General features: G+C 70.7%; 12 protein-coding genes and 1 pseudogene. 7 read left to right on the top strand and 6 right to left on the bottom strand.

From position 1 onward, the window contains the following. Positions 1–79: 79 nt before the first annotated feature. Positions 80–1,042 (bottom strand): hydroxyacid dehydrogenase, encoded by a 963-nt coding sequence (locus tag ACZ6Z4_RS12590; RefSeq protein WP_465562069.1) that lies wholly within the window; start codon positions 1,040–1,042, stop codon positions 80–82. A 98-nt stretch (positions 1,043–1,140) separates the two neighbouring features. Next, a complete protein-coding gene (locus ACZ6Z4_RS12585) occupies positions 1,141–1,869 on the bottom strand; it encodes a helix-turn-helix domain-containing protein (protein WP_465562067.1) in 729 nt (242 codons plus the stop codon). Positions 1,870–2,086: 217 nt separating this feature from the next. Between ACZ6Z4_RS12585 and ACZ6Z4_RS12580 the strand changes: the two genes are divergently transcribed. Both ACZ6Z4_RS12580 and ACZ6Z4_RS12575 read left to right on the top strand, forming a co-directional pair. Then, on the top strand, positions 2,087–2,896 hold the full coding sequence (locus ACZ6Z4_RS12580) for an alpha/beta fold hydrolase (RefSeq protein ID WP_465562065.1): 810 nt from the start codon (positions 2,087–2,089) through the stop codon (positions 2,894–2,896). A 51-nt stretch (positions 2,897–2,947) separates the two neighbouring features. After that, the gene (locus ACZ6Z4_RS12575; RefSeq protein ID WP_465562063.1) at positions 2,948–3,100 is read left to right on the top strand and encodes a hypothetical protein; all 153 of its coding nucleotides are present in this window, start codon (positions 2,948–2,950) and stop codon (positions 3,098–3,100) included. Here ACZ6Z4_RS12575 and ACZ6Z4_RS12570 read toward each other — a convergent pair. After that, complete coding sequence (locus ACZ6Z4_RS12570; protein WP_465562061.1) at positions 3,080–5,152, bottom strand: hypothetical protein; 2,073 nt, start codon at positions 5,150–5,152, stop codon at positions 3,080–3,082. The genes ACZ6Z4_RS12575 and ACZ6Z4_RS12570 overlap by 21 nt on opposite strands. Positions 5,153–5,255: 103 nt before the next feature. Here ACZ6Z4_RS12570 and ACZ6Z4_RS12565 point away from each other — a divergent pair, with 103 nt between their 5' ends. Both ACZ6Z4_RS12565 and ACZ6Z4_RS12560 read left to right on the top strand, forming a co-directional pair. Next, positions 5,256–6,017: an isocitrate lyase/PEP mutase family protein gene (locus tag ACZ6Z4_RS12565; RefSeq protein ID WP_465562059.1), complete on the top strand. Its 762-nt coding sequence runs from the start codon at positions 5,256–5,258 to the stop codon at positions 6,015–6,017. Between the two features lie 85 nt (positions 6,018–6,102). Then, positions 6,103–6,303 carry a three-helix bundle dimerization domain-containing protein gene (locus ACZ6Z4_RS12560; RefSeq protein ID WP_363673573.1) on the top strand — a complete coding sequence of 67 codons (201 nt, stop codon included), beginning with the start codon at positions 6,103–6,105 and terminating at the stop codon, positions 6,301–6,303. A gap of 76 nt (positions 6,304–6,379) precedes the next feature. On the opposite strand, the gene ligA is transcribed toward ACZ6Z4_RS12560, so the two are convergent. Continuing rightward, complete coding sequence (gene ligA, locus ACZ6Z4_RS12555; protein WP_465562056.1) at positions 6,380–8,374, bottom strand: NAD-dependent DNA ligase LigA; 1,995 nt, start codon at positions 8,372–8,374, stop codon at positions 6,380–6,382. A gap of 66 nt (positions 8,375–8,440) precedes the next feature. After that, positions 8,441–11,674: a BTAD domain-containing putative transcriptional regulator gene (locus tag ACZ6Z4_RS12550; protein WP_465562054.1), complete on the bottom strand. Its 3,234-nt coding sequence runs from the start codon at positions 11,672–11,674 to the stop codon at positions 8,441–8,443. A gap of 157 nt (positions 11,675–11,831) precedes the next feature. Here ACZ6Z4_RS12550 and ACZ6Z4_RS12545 point away from each other — a divergent pair, with 157 nt between their 5' ends. Beyond that, the gene (locus ACZ6Z4_RS12545; protein ID WP_465562052.1) at positions 11,832–12,083 is read left to right on the top strand and encodes a hypothetical protein; all 252 of its coding nucleotides are present in this window, start codon (positions 11,832–11,834) and stop codon (positions 12,081–12,083) included. Here the strand turns inward: ACZ6Z4_RS12545 and ACZ6Z4_RS12540 are convergent. Next, positions 12,080–12,844, bottom strand: coding sequence for an SDR family NAD(P)-dependent oxidoreductase (locus tag ACZ6Z4_RS12540; protein WP_465562049.1), 765 nt, complete (start codon positions 12,842–12,844; stop codon positions 12,080–12,082). The genes ACZ6Z4_RS12545 and ACZ6Z4_RS12540 overlap by 4 nt on opposite strands. An 86-nt stretch (positions 12,845–12,930) precedes the next feature. On the opposite strand from ACZ6Z4_RS12540, the pseudogene ACZ6Z4_RS12535 reads away from it, so the two are divergent. Next, positions 12,931–13,317, top strand: a pseudogene (locus tag ACZ6Z4_RS12535) (helix-turn-helix domain-containing protein); the annotation flags it as partial. Positions 13,318–13,438: 121 nt separating this feature from the next. Beyond that, a complete protein-coding gene (locus tag ACZ6Z4_RS12530) occupies positions 13,439–13,783 on the top strand; it encodes an MmyB family transcriptional regulator (protein WP_465562047.1) in 345 nt (114 codons plus the stop codon). Positions 13,784–13,791: the final 8 nt, after the last annotated feature.

Here is a 13,791-nt window from a genome sequence, read left to right as displayed (position 1 = left end):
CGGTAAACGCTTCCCGACACAGTAGGCATTTCTAGTATCGTTTCGCAATACCCTCGTGAACTCTCTGAAACTTGGGCGCTCAGGCCATCAGGTCGTAGGTGTCCGTCCGCACTTCGTGGCGCAGTTCCAGTCCGGCGAGATAGCGGCGGATCTCGTCGACGACGATCGCGCCCTGGGTCCGGCGCGAGTGCCAGGTCTGGGCCCCGAGGTGTGGCGTGAGCAGCACGTTGGGCAGCCGCCACCACTCGGAGTCGGCCGGCAGCGGCTCGCGGTCGAACACGTCGAGCGCCGCGCTGATCCGCCCGCTGCGCAGCTCGTTCAGGAGTGCCTCGGTGTCGACCAGGGCGGAGCGCGCGGTGTTGATCAGGACACCGCGGTCGGGGATCAGGCTGAGCCGCTTCGCGTCGAGCAGGTGCCGGGTCTCCGCGGTGACGGGGGCGTGCAGCGCGACGACGGCCGACGAGGTCAGGAGCAGCTCGAGCGGGACGAGCCGGGCGCCGAGCTCCTTCGCCTCGCGCTCGTCGAGGTACGGGTCGTAGAGCAGCGGCTGAGCGCCGGAAGCGACCACCAGCTTGAGATACGCGCGCCCGACCCGGCTCGCGCCGATGACGCCGACCGTCGTTCCGGCAAGCGTCCGGCCGAGCCCGAAGTCGGCGTTGTGCCAGGCGTGGTCGCGCAGGTTCGTGGTCATCACCCGGTCGACCTGGTCGAGGTCGCGCAGCCGCGAGATCGTCATGAACAGCGCCAGCTCGGCCACCGACTGCGCCATCCCCGCTGACGCCTGACTGACTTTGAGGCCGTTGGTGAGGTGCGCCGGGGTGACCAGGTGCCGGATCGTGCCCGCGCTGTGCACGACCAGCTTCAGCTGCGGTCCCGGATCGGCCGGTAGCGGCGGGGAGCCCCACCCGGTGACGAGGACGTCGGCCGCCAGCCGGTCTCCGGCCCGGCTCACGCGGCCGAAGCTCTCCAGTCGCGCCAGCTCGTCCGGACCGAACAACTCCCCTTCCAGCTCGGACGGCAGATCGACGAACAAGGCGACCATGGAACGGCCTTTCGCTGGGCAGTAACAACTAGATTGTTTCTAGATGTGTTACTGCCCAGAGTAGGCAGAGGGTCGCGGCCGCTGCAAACGCTTACCGGCTAGTCTTCGGTCGAGGGCGCCTGGGTGTGCAGGACGTCGCGGACCTGTTCGGCGGCGCGGAGGATGGTTTCGCTGATGAAGTCGCTGAAGCGGGCGATGTTCTCCAGGCGGGTGCCGGCCAGGGTGCCGTGGCCGACGACCGGGACGCCCTGGCGGGCGATCTCGGCGAGCCGGCCGATGCCTTGGGCGCTGGCGATCGTGGACTGGTACCAGACGTCGTTGTCGGCGAAGTAGCGGTCGCGGCGGCGTTCGTCGCGTTCGCGGCGGATCAGGCCCTGCTCCTCGAGGAACGCGATCGCCTTGGAGACCGACGCGGGGCTGACCTGCAGGTGCTGGACGAGCTCGGAGGCGGTCAGGCTGCCGGCCTCGGCGATCAGCAGGCAGGTCAGCACGCGGGCGGCCATCTTCGGCAGGCCCTGGGCGGCGAGGAGGGTGGTGAAGAGCTCCTCGTACGCGCGGACGGCTTCGGGGTCGCGGCCGTTGCCGGCCAGCAGTGGCTTGCCCTGGGTGCGGCGGGTCGCCTGCTTCGGGCGGTGCGCGCGGCGCTCGGTCGCGCGGTGCGCGGCGTCGGCCTTGTAGCCGGTCGGGCCGCCGTTGCGCATCACCTCGCGGGTGATCGTCGAGGTGGGCCGGTCGAGGCGGCGCGCGATCTCGGCGTACGCGAGGTCGTCCGCGAGGCCGAGCGCGATCTGCTGGCGTTCCTTCTGACTGAGCCTGCCACCGGACACCGGGGGGTTCCTCTCGTTGGTGTGTTCGGTGCTCAGCGTAGCGTTCGGCGACTGGTCAGTGCAACGCGGTGTTGCGTTAGCTCTCGATCCTGCGCAACGAAATCTCTGCTCTGACCTGCGGGAACGTAGATCCGATGCTTCTCTGGCGTTGCCAGATTTGTGAACGCAACGTAGCGTTTCTGGTGTCAGAAACCACTCGCCACAGCAGGAGACGACGATGACGAACACCACTTCCCCGAGCATCTCCCCGTGGACCGGCATGGTCCCGATCGAGGACACCGCGCTGGCCGTCACCGACAGCGGCGGCAGCGGTGTTCCGGTGCTCTACCTCAACGGGCAGTTCGCCACCCAGGGGTACTGGCGGCGGGTGATCGCCGACCTCGGCGGCGACCTGCGGCACATCACGTACGACGAACGGGCGCGCGGCCGGAAGTCGAAGCGCTCCGCGGACTACTCCTTCGAGGCCGCGATCCGCGACGTCGACGCGGTGCTCGCGGCCCGCGGCGTCGAGCGGGCGATCGTGGTCGGCTGGTCGTACGGCGCGTTCGTCGGGGCGCACTGGGCGAGCCGGAACCCGGACCGCGCGATCGGCGCGGTACTCGTCGACGGCGCGCAGCCGTACGACTGGCTGGACGACGCGATGGAGGAGCGGATCCGCACGATGTTCCGGCGGATGGGCTGGTTCCTGCCGCTGCTGCGCCCGACCGGTCTGGTCCCGCGGCTGAACGCCGCGCAGCAGGCGGAGAGCAACATCGAGATCGGCCGGATCTCGAAGGTCGCCGAGCTGGGGCCGGTGCTGGACGCGATCACGGTGCCGACCCGGTACGTGCTGGCGTCGGGGACGTCGCTGGGCAGCCGCGGTGACGAGCAGGAGCAGATCCGCACCAGCATCGCCGGCGTGGTCGAGCGGAACCCGAACATCGAGTTGAGCGCAAAGGTGCCGAGCAACCACGGGGCGATCCTGCGCAAGGACCACCACGCGGTGGCCGAGGCCGTCCGCGAGGTACAACGTGCTGCTACTTGTTAGAGAGCTGTGAGGGCGCGGGGGATCGGCAGTTCCGGTGGATAGGGTTCCCGGATGCTCATCGGGAACCTCATCTGGGGTGTCGGTCTGGTCGCCGTCCTGCTGGGCCTGGTCGCGACCATGCGCTACCGGGTTCTGGTCGGGGCGCTGCTGATCGTGGCCGGGCTGGCCGTCGGCCTCGCCGGGTCACAGGTCGTTGCCGGGTAGGTGGATCTCGGTCCCGCCCGGGTCGCCGGGATGGCGGACCCAGAGGACTCCGGTCTCGGGGTCGTAGCGATGGCCCTCGACCGGCTGTGAAGTACGAAGCGCGGTGAGGACTTCGACTCCGCGTGGCGCCTCGCAGGTGAAGCGGATGCCGGTGGAGTCTCGGTGCCAGTCGGTGATGCGGCCGGCGGAGGCGATCACTGGTGAGTCGTCGTACGTGAGGTCGCGCAGCCAGGTCACGGCACCGGGTTGCAGTTCGCGGCTGGTGACGATGCCGAGCTGCGGGTCGAGCAGGTCGACGTACGAGCCCTCGATGGTGTGGGTGCCGTGCAGTACGGCGCCGATCAGGTACGGGCCGCGTTGGACCGCGAGCCAGTTCGTCGGCGTCCAGCGCCGGCCGGCGTCCTTGGCGAGGGCTTCGAGGGCGGCGACGAGGGCAGCGGGTTGTTCGGTGAAGTCGGCGGGCCGCGCGGTGAGGAACTGGACGCGGCCCTTGCCGACGGGCTGGATCGTCGGGTTGCTGCGATCGGCGCCGAGAGCCTCGGCCAGGTGGTCGGCGCAGGTCGGGTAGCGGCCGGTCCACCAGGAACGCATTGCGTGGTACGGGTCGGCGTCGTTGCCGACGTACAGGAGAGTGCCGCCGCGGTTCACCCAGCCGGCCAGCGCGTAGTGGATGCCGGGCGCGAGCGGCTTCTGGAACTCGTAGCTGAGCACGAGCAGGTCGACGTCGTCGAGCGCGTCAGGAGTGTCGATCACGTTCTCGAGCTGGACCGGGCAGACCTGCTGGCCGTCGTACAGGGGCGGCAGGGCGAGGCCGTAGAAGTCGGAGAAGTGCAGTTGCTCGCGGCCTTCGAGGGCGAGCGCGTCCTGCAGGCCGTCGTAGTGGCCGCTCTCGCCACCGGGGGACCAGCGCTGGAACATCGCGGTGTCGGAGAGCGCGACGCCGATCCGCGGGCCGTCGCCGTGACGGCGTACGTCGGGCTGGTCGAGATCGCGGAGGCTGTTCATCGCGACCAGGTAGCTGGTCGCGGTCTCCGGTGGGATCGGCTCGCGCTCGGTGGAACCCTGGCGTGGGTACGAGCGGTTGAAGATCCGGTTCGGCCAGGGCGCGACCTCGTACCGCGAGACGCCCGGATGCAGCAGCGACGCGACGAGCGTGCGCTGGTAGTTGGCGAGGTAGTCCTCCCAGGTGCGGTCCGGGTGGTCCTCGATCGGGTCGTGCAGGAACCACATCCGGCGATCGGTACCGCGGGTCAGGTCCTGCGCGATGCCGTACTCCAGGTACGCCGTCGCGAAGGTGCGCTCGGCCACCTCGCCGTCGTACACGTTGGGCGTGCGGGCGGTCCCGGTCCAGACCTGCGCGATCGCGCCGTCGACCGCGGGCAGCGTACGCAGCCGGGACTCGGGACTGACGATCTGCCACTGGGTGTAGTTGAGCAGGCTGTGCGTCGGGACGTAGAACCGCACCTCGCGACCCTGCTGCAGCGCTTCGTCGCGCAGTACGGACGTCACGCGATCAAGGCTCCGTGTGAGCAGATGCTGCTTGAGCTGCCCGGACCGGAAGTGCGCCTCGGCGGTGCTGTGCGGCGGCTGCCACGGCTCACCGAAGAAGGCCAGCCACTCCCGCTTGAACGACGCCGAGTACCCGGCGCGCGCCCAGTACTCCGGCTCCTCCAGGTGAATCCCTTCCACCCCGAGCGCGAGCACCGGCCGCAGCTTCTCGATCAGGTACTCCGTGAACGCGAACGTCGGCACCATGTACGGGATGTCCACGCTCTTCCCGTGCAGGATCGGCGACCCGTCGCCCGCGGTCTGCGCGTCGTCCCAGTGGTCGTTCCCGTCCCACCGCCCGTCGAGGTAGTCCTGGTAGTCCCCCCAGGAGATCCCGGTCATCAGATGCACCCGGTACCCGGCCTCCCGCCACCGCGCGATCCGCTCCGCGGTGCTGTCGTTCAGCCCGTACACCATCACGAAGTCGGTCCGCAGATCGATCGTCGCGTCGTACGCCGCCTGCTCCTGGAACCCGGTCGCCTCACGGCCCCTGCGGTCACTCATCCGCTGCTCCGTTCCCTCGACTCCCTTCCACCCTTCCCGCTGAGCCGACGAGCCACCACCGCACGTCCGGAATCGGACACGTTGGGTCAGGTAGCTTTCAGGCATGACTGATATCGCCGCGAAGGCCTCCGAGCTGTTGAAGCTGCATCACACCGGGACGACGCTGGTGCTGCCGACGGTGTGGGACGCGTGGTCGGCGCGGGCTGTGGTGGGGGCCGGGTTCGCGGCGTTGAGTGTCGGGAGTCATCCGTTGTCGGAGGCTCGGGGGCAGGGGGACAACGAGGCGATGTCGCTGGACGACGCGCTGGACGGGATCCGGCGGATCACCGGGGCGGTCGACGTACCGGTGACGGCTGATGTGGAGTCGGGGTACGACACGCCTGCCGCCGAGCTGGTCGAGCGGGTGCTGGAGGCCGGGGCTGCGGGGATCAACATCGAGGACACGGTGCACAGCGAGGGGCGGCTGCGGTCCGTCGAGGAGCACGCGGACTACATCGGAGCGATTCGGGCGGCGGCTGACGCGGCCGGGGTCGAGCTGGTGATCAACGCGCGGACCGACGCGTTCATCGGGAAGTACGAGAAGTTCGACGACCCGCTCGCCGAGGCGATTCGGCGGTCGCAGGCTTGTGAGGCCGCGGGGGCCCGGTGCGTGTACCCGGTGCTGGTGCCGGACGCGGCGTCGTTGCGGACGTTGATGGGGGAGTTGTCGGGGTCGGTGAACGTGACGGCGCATCCGGTCAAGGGCGCGGCGTCGGGCTCGTACGACGAACTGAAGGCGGCCGGCGTGCAGCGGATCACCTTCGGGCCGTTGCTGCAGATGGCGCTGGCCGATCCGCTGGCCGAGCTGGTCGCGCGCTGGCGCTGAGGCAGGCGGTCTGGGCCAGATGGACAGCAGGTGAACAAATCTGGCCCGCATTGTGTCGCCCGGTGGGCTGCGCGATGGTTGAAACATGGACAGGTCAGAAGAGCACCGGGCCATCGACGAGATCGTTGACCGGCTGGCGAAGCAGTTCCCTGGCGTCCCGAGCGAGAGCGTCGCGGAGGTCGTCCACCAGGTCCAGCCGGAGTTCGACCAGGCGCCGATCCGCGACTTCGTCCCGCTCTTCGTGGAGCGGGACGCCAAGCAGCGGCTGCGCCAAACCTCCAGCTAGTCGTCCGGCCCCTCCCTGCGGCTGGACGGCGAGCCCCGCGAGCGGCAGCGCGCTGTCCAGCTGGAGGAGTGGCCGGCTAGACGGTGATCCCCGCGGCGAACAGCTGCGGCCAGATCTCGGACTGGTCCGCGACCTGGACACCGAGCTTCTCCGCCTTGGTGAGCTTCGACGCGCCCACGTCCGCGCCGGTGATCAGCAGGTCGGTGGTCGCCGAGACCGACGACGCGATCGTCGCGCCCGCGGTCTCGCACAGGCGCTGGAACGCGGGCCGCGGCACCTTCTCACCTGAGCGTGGGTCGCTGATCGACCCGGTCACGACCACCGTCTTGCCTGCCAGTGGCGCGCCCGCGGCGATCACCGGCGGCAGGTCCTCCTCCAGTACGTCGAGCGAAACGCCCGCCGCCCGCAGCCGCTCCAACTCCGGCCGGAGCCGTGTCAGGTGCTCGATCAGCGACGCCGCGACCTTCGGCCCGATGTCGTCGACCGCGACCAGCCCTTCCTCGCCGGCGTCGAGCACGTCCTCCAGCGACCCGAAGCCCGCGCGGCACAGCCGCGCCGCCGTCCCCTCCGAGGCCATCGGGATCGCCAGCCCGATCAGCGCCCGGCGCAGCCCGACCTGGCGGCTGGTGTCGATCGACTCGATCATCCGCGTCGCCGAGACCTCGCCGACCCGGTCGAACTCGAGCAGCCCTTCCTTGGTCAGCTGGTAGAAGTCCGACGGGTTCTCCAGGATCCCGGCCTCGGCGAGCCGCTCGATCCAGACCCCGCCGATCGCGTCGATGTCGGCCGCGGCCCGCGACGCCCAGTGGATCAGGCGGCGTACGGTCTGGGCCGGGCAGGACACGTTGGTGCAGAACAGCTCGCGGCTGTTGCCCTGCTCGGTCAGCGGCTGCGCGCACGACGGGCAGACGGTCGGCGGCACGATGTCCTGCTCGGCGCCGGTCCGCTTCGACGCGTCCAGGACGCCGGCCACGAACGGGATCACGTCACCCGCGCGTCGGACGAGCACCGTGTCACCGATCTTGATGCCGCGGGCCCGGATCACCTCCTGGTTGGCCAGCGTCGCGCGGGTCACCGTCGTCCCGCCGACGAAGACCGGCTCCAGCCAGGCGACCGGGGCGATCTTGCCGGTCTTCCCGACGTCCCAGCGCACGTCGGCCAGCACGGTCGTCTTCTCCTCGGCCGCGAACTTGAACGCGAGCGCGCCGCGCGGTGAGCTCGACCTCGTCCCGGCCGCGGCGAACGCGTCCCGGTCGGCCAGCCGGAGCACGGCACCGTCGAGGTCGTAGTCGAGATCGTTGCGCTGCTCCTCGATCGTGCTGATCACTGCCTGCGCCGCGGCCGCGTCGTCGCAGTGCCGCATGTCGGCGGCGGTGAACCCCAACGTGCGCAGCGCGCGATCGAGGTCGGAGTCGGTGCTGTCGGCATCGGTCAGCAGGTCGAAGGCGAGGAACTGCAACCGGCGCTCGGCGACCGTCGCCGGGTCCTTCGCGCGCAGCGTCCCGGCCGCGGCGTTGCGCGGGTTGATCAGCGGCTTGTCGGCGTGGTTCTTGTTGTACGCCGCGAAAGTCGAGCGCAGCATCACCGCCTCGCCGCGGACCTCGACGCGGCCCTCCGCCTCGACCGACGCCGGTACGCCGTCCGCCAGTGCGCGGACGAGTGGCGTCACGTCGTCACCGGTCGTGCCGTCGCCACGGGTGATCGCGCGGGCGAGCTTGCCGTCCTCGTAGACCAGGGCGAGCGACAGCCCGTCGAGCTTCGGCATCACCACCACCGACCGGCCGGGGAAGCGGTTGAAGAACGCCTCGACCTGCTCCGGTTTGGTTGCCTTCTCCAACGACAGCATCGGCCGCGAGTGCCGCACCGGGGCGTGCAGCACCGCCGGGGCGCCGACCTGCTCCAGCGGATTCGGGTCCGGCGCCAGGGCCGGGTTGTCCGTGATCAACTGACGCAGCTCGTCCTCGATCGCGTCGTACTCGGCGTCCGCCACCGAGGGCGATCCCCGGTAGTAGGCGTCGCGCAGCTCGACGATCTGGTCGGCCAGTTCCTGAATCCGTTTCCCAACGTCCACAGGAGGACGCTACCCAAGCCCACGGACAATTTCCGGCTGTTGCGGCTGGGCGGAAGGGCGAGTTCGTCAGCGGGGCCGTGGATCCGTGCGTTCCGGGGTCAGCCGGCGGCGGAGCGTCGTTGCCTCGGCCGCCAGGAGCGTGAAGCCGCAGGCTTCGGCGATCGCTTCGGCGTGGACGGCATGGGCCAGAGCGGCGGGGGCGTCGTGATGTGCGGCGGCGAGAACGATCAGGGCCTCGGCTTCGATGTACGGGTAGGAGATGCGGGCGATCGCGAGGCACTCCTCGCCGGAGCTGATCGCCGCGGCGCGGTCGCCGAGAGCGAGGTGGGCCTGCGCAACCGTGGCCATGGTCTGGGCCTGGGCCTTGCGGTCGCGGCCGGTGACGGCGAGGTCGCGGGCTCGCAGAGCCAGGTCCAGCGCAGCGGCGGAGTCCCGTTGGAGGTGCAGCCGCGCGAGCTCGTCCAGCGTCGACAGCTCTCCGCGCGGGTAGGACTGCTGCCGATAAGCGTCCAGTACGTCGTTCAGCAGGTCAGCGGCCGCGTCGACGTCGCCGAGCTGGCGGAGGGCGCTGGCCAGGTTGCCCTTGATGATCAGGTCGGACGCCGGGCGGCTGCCGGCGTTCAGCCTGAGCGCCTCGGCGAACAGGTCGGCGGCCTCGCGCAGCTCGCCCTGGTACAGCCGGACCATCCCGAGCCCGTTGACGGCGATCGCCGCGACGTGACCGGGCGGTTCGGTCTGGGTGCAGCTGAGGGAGCGGGTCATCCAGTGGGCGGCTTCGTGCAGGGTGCCGCGTTCCAGGTGGTGCCAGCCGACCTGGTGGGCGCTGTAGGCGGCTGCGGTGGTCCAGCCGGTGGCTACGGCCAGGACATGGGCGGCAAGACAGTCGGCGAGGGAGTCGTCGTCGCGGCCTGCCGCGGCCAGGGCCTGGCCGCGGTTGATCAGCATGGCTACCAGCGCCCTGTGGTTGCCGGAGGCTTGGGCGGCCGTCGTACCGGCTTGGGCTACCTGCAGCCAGCCGTCTGCCTCGCGGCACATGAGGTAGTAGCCGCGGAGCTGGTCGGTTAGGTGCCAGGCGAGCTGCGGGTCGGTGGTGGTGGTCACCAGGGCGACCAGGGAGCGGAGTTCGTCCGCCAGCCAGGTCAGGGTGGCGTTGGAGGAGGAGGTGCTCGGCTCGCCGGCAGTGAGGCGGAGGAGCTGGGGGTACGCGCGGTCGATGGTGGCGGTGACGGTGTCGGCGTACCAGGTGTGGAGTCTTGTCCGAGCAGCGTCGGACTCTGGGTCGTCGGCGAGGAGGCGGGCGGCGTACAGGCCGAGGAGGTCGTGGAAGCGGTAGCGGTTGCTGGTGTGCTGCAGGAGCATGTTGGCTTCGAGCAGGTCGTCCAGGATGCGTTCGGCGTCAGGGGTGGTCAGGCCGAGCAGGACGCCGGTGCTGTCGGCGCTGAAGTCGTCACCGGGGTGGAGGCTGCACAGGCGGAACGCGCGCTGCGCGGTGGGGCTCAGGTCGGCGTAGCTGAGCTGGAAGCTGGTGAGGACGCTGGACTCGCCGAGGGTCAGCTCGGACAGACGGCGGTTGCTGTCGTCGAGGCGGCGAGCCAGGTCGGCGACCGTCCACTCGCGGCGGGTCGCCAGACGGGCGCCGGCGATGCGGAGGGCCAGGGGGAGGCGCCCACAAGCTTCAGCGAGTGCTGCTACGTCTTCGGCGTGGGCGTCGAGGGTCCTGGCGGTGGAGGCGATCAGGCGGGCGGCGTCGTCGGTGGGGAGCGGCTCCAGGTCGATGACCTCGGTGGCGATCAGGTCGGGGAGGCGGCGACGACTGGTGATGATCACGTCGCTGCGGCCGGCGCCGGGGAGGAGCGGACGGACCTGTGCCGCGTCCTGGGCGTTGTCGAGGACGACGAGCAGACGGCGGTCGGCCAGCTCGCTGCGGAAGAGCGCGGCCGCCTCCGCCTCCTCGGTACCGATCCTTCTGCTGGGCACGCCGAGCGCTCGCAGGAACCGGCCGAGTACCTGCAACGGCTGTGGGGCAACGGTGTCGGCGCCGCGCAGGTCGGCGTACAGCTGGCCGTCGGGGTACTCAGCACGGAGGTGGTGAGCGGCGGTGAGAGCCAGGGCAGTCTTGCCGACGCCGGCGATGCCGTTGACGAGGACGGCGCGGGAGGAGACGGCCGCTGGTTGGCGGAGGGCTGTGCAGATCGCGGCCAGTTCCTCGTCGCGACCGACGAAGTCCGGTGGCGCTGAGGGCGCTTGCTGCTGCCTTCTGCTACTGGGTGCGCGGAGGACTGCCAGGTGTGCCTCGCGGAGTCGTTCGCCGGGGTCGATGCCGAGCTGGTCGGCGAGCGCCGTACGGATGCGCTCGTACGCCGACAGCGCTTCGGCTTGCCGGCCGGCCGCGGCGAGGGTCTGGATCAGCTCGGCGTGCAGCGGTTCGTCGAGCTCGTGGTGCGCGGTCAGGTCCCGAAGGGGCTGCAGCGCGCGCTCTGGTACGCCGGCCTCACGGGTCACTGCGGCGAAGGTGTGGACGGCCTTGGCGTACTCGTTGGTGATCGCCAGGTAGAGCAGGTGGGACGCGTCGCTGTCGGGCTCACCGCGCCAGAGTGCGAGCGCGCTGGTGAGCTTCTCCAGCGCGGCCTTCGGTGTCTCGGTGGCTTGCGCGACCAGCTGGCGGAAGGCGAGGAGGTCGAGGGTCTCGGCGGTCGCGTCCAGCCGGTAGCCGGTGCGGTCGCCGGTGATCGACGGGCTCCCGGGCTCCAGCGAGAGAGCTGACGGGCCACCCGGCTCCAGCAGCCGGCGCAATCTCGCGATGCGGGTCTGGAGCAGGCTTGCGGCGTTCGCCGGTGTTCGGCGGGGCCACAGCAGGTCGATGAGCTCGTCCTGGCTGACCGTCGTGCCAGGTGAGAGGGCCAGGCGGGCCAGCAGCGTGCGCTGGGCGGCGGAGTTGACCGGGACGGAAGCGTCACCGGAGCGCAGGTCCAGCGGGCCGAGGATGTTGATCCGGACCGTACCGGTGCTGGGGCGGCTGGTGCGCGGGGGCTTGGCAGCGGCATGGAGGACGCCGGTGTCGTGCGTGCTCAATGCGAGAACGGCGGCCAGCGCGTCGATCGAATCCGGCTTCGGGCTTCTGGTCCGGCCCTGTTCCAGGTCGCGAACGGCTGCGGTGCTGAGGCCGGCCTGGTCCGCGAGTGCATGCTGCGTCAGGTCGGACCGGCGGCGGAAGGAGCGCAGCAGCTCGCCGAAGCGGCCGGCCGGCGGTCCGTGGGCAGGGGATTCACCCGCGAGGTCATCCAGCGGCCGTCGGGACACGATGGTCATCCTACTGACGCCCCCAGGTCACCGAACGGCCAGATGCTTGCGCTCGGCAACTGGCCCGGGAGGGAGGACAGGGAGCGGTGACGTCGTGGCGCTGCCCGTACTTCGCCCGTAGTTCGGAGCGGTCTCCGACGCGCTAGCGTCTCGCGGCATGAACAGACATCTGGACCCGGCCGAGGTCCTCGGTCCCGACGTTGCCCAGCGGGTCGAGCCGCTGGGCAACGGGCGACGGTACCTCCGGGCGACGCAGTGGGCGCTGTTCTTCTCCTGGCTGGTCGACTTCGGGGTGTTCGTGATCGGCGCGTTCGCCGGTGGTACGGGGTCGCCGCCGGGGTCACTGCGCCGAGGCAGCATCGACGTCGAGGCCAGCAACCGGCTGTGGGCCGCCGAGGCAGCCGGCTAGGCCCCGGCGCCACCGTCGGCGGGGATGATCGCACCGGTGACGATCGACGCCCGGTCGCTGAGCAGCCACGCGGCCAGCTCGGCGATCTCGCGCGGCTCGGCCATCCGGCGGAGCGGGCTGGACGACGTGATCATGTCGACGACGCCCGGCGTCGCCGCTTCCCAGGTGTCGATCATCTCGGTCGCGGTGCCACCGGGAGTGATGCCGTTGACGCGGATGCCGTCGGCGGCCCAGGTGACGGCGGCGGTCTCGGTGAGGCTGTTCAGGGCGCGCTTCATCGCGCCGTACGCCGGAAGTGCGGGGTTCGCGCGGCGGCTGCCGATGCTGGAGGTGTTCACGATCGCGCCACCGGAGCCCCGGCGCATCAGCGCGGCCTCGGCGTTCATCGCGGTCCAGTGGGCGCGGAAGTTGACCGCGAACTGCTCCTCGATGTCCGCGTCGCTGGTCGTGTCGAGCGGGCCGGGGCGAGTCTGGATCGCGGCCGCGTTGTTGAAGGCACCTTCGAGGCGGCCGTGCAGCTCGTGGGTGCGGTCGACCGCCGTACGGATGCTGGCGCTGTCGGCGAGATCGAGCTGTACGGCGTCCGCCGCGCCGCCGTCGGCGCGGATCTCCGCGACGATCTTCTCGAGTGCCTCGATGCCGCGGGAGGCGAGGACGACCGCCGCGCCCTCGGCGGCGAACAGGTGCGCGGCCGCGGCGCCGATGCCGCGGCTGGCTCCGGTGATGAAGATGACCTTGTCGGTGAGCAGTCCAGTTGTCATGCCGACCACTGTTCTGCGGCGCGAGGAGCCCAGACAGGCACAGGCTGTACCAGGCTGCGGCGCGAGGCGGCGGGCAGACTGGGGGTATGGACAAGCAGGAGCTCGGGGCGTTTCTCCGGAGCCGGCGGGAGCGGCTCCGGCCGGAGGACGTCGGGCTGCCGTCGGGTGCCCGGCGACGGACACCGGGGCTGCGGCGGGAGGAGGTGGCGGTGCTGGCGCACATCTCCACGGAGTACTACGTGCGGCTGGAGCAGGGGCGGGCGCCGCGGCCGTCGGGTGAGGTGCTGGCGGGGATCGCGCGGGCGTTGCTGCTGACGGATGCCGAGTCGGATCACCTGCACGTGCTGGCCGGTACGGCGCCCAGCCGGAGCGGGTTGCACCGGCGGGACGTGCGGCCGAGCATCCTCGCGCTGATCGAGCGGCTGCCGCAGACGGCGGCGTTCGTGACGTCCGCGGCGTTCGAGGTGCTGGCGTGGAACGAGCTGGCGGCGGCGCTGATGGAGGACTTCGGTGCCCTGACGCCGGAGGACCGCAAACCTCGCCCGCCGGGCGTTCCTCGCGCCGGCGCCGAGCGGCGGCCGGACGCTGTACGGCGTGTCGGACGCGACCGAGTTCCGGCACCACGTGGTGATGCAGCTGCGCTCGACCGTGGCGCGCTACCCACAGGACCCGACGGTGACCGGGCTGATCCAGGAGCTCCGAGAAGGCAGCCCCGAGTTCGCCAGGCTGTGGGAGCGGCACGACGTCCAGGCTGAGCAGATGCTGACGAAGACGTTCAAGCACCCGGCGGTCGGCGAGATCACCGTGGACTGCGACGCGATGGCGCTGACCGACCGCGACCAGAACCTGGTCCTCTACAGCGCGCCGGCCGGTTCCCGGGACGCCGAGGCACTCGCACTCCTGAACGTCTGGGGAGTGGAAGGCCAGCTCCTGACATAGGGTTCTGG

The sequence above is a fragment of the Kribbella sp. NPDC104740 genome, from assembly GCF_055583505.1.
The sequence above is the reverse complement of the archived record's forward strand: the minus strand, read 5'-3'. Positions and strand labels throughout refer to the sequence as shown.

What these genes read in the sequence shown, in the direction of transcription:
- ACZ6Z4_RS12590 (WP_465562069.1), bottom strand. Translation starts at nt 1,042, where the DNA reads ATGGTCGCCTTGTTCGTCGATCTGCCGTCCGAGCTGGAAGGGGAGTTG.
- ACZ6Z4_RS12580 (WP_465562065.1), top strand. Translation starts at nt 2,087, where the DNA reads ATGACGAACACCACTTCCCCGAGCATCTCCCCGTGGACCGGCATGGTC.
- ACZ6Z4_RS12575 (WP_465562063.1), top strand. Translation starts at nt 2,948, where the DNA reads ATGCTCATCGGGAACCTCATCTGGGGTGTCGGTCTGGTCGCCGTCCTG.
- ACZ6Z4_RS12570 (WP_465562061.1), bottom strand. Translation starts at nt 5,152, where the DNA reads ATGAGTGACCGCAGGGGCCGTGAGGCGACCGGGTTCCAGGAGCAGGCG.
- ACZ6Z4_RS12565 (WP_465562059.1), top strand. Translation starts at nt 5,256, where the DNA reads ATGACTGATATCGCCGCGAAGGCCTCCGAGCTGTTGAAGCTGCATCAC.
- ACZ6Z4_RS12560 (WP_363673573.1), top strand. Translation starts at nt 6,103, where the DNA reads ATGGACAGGTCAGAAGAGCACCGGGCCATCGACGAGATCGTTGACCGG.
- ACZ6Z4_RS12545 (WP_465562052.1), top strand. Translation starts at nt 11,832, where the DNA reads ATGAACAGACATCTGGACCCGGCCGAGGTCCTCGGTCCCGACGTTGCC.
- ACZ6Z4_RS12540 (WP_465562049.1), bottom strand. Translation starts at nt 12,844, where the DNA reads ATGACAACTGGACTGCTCACCGACAAGGTCATCTTCATCACCGGAGCC.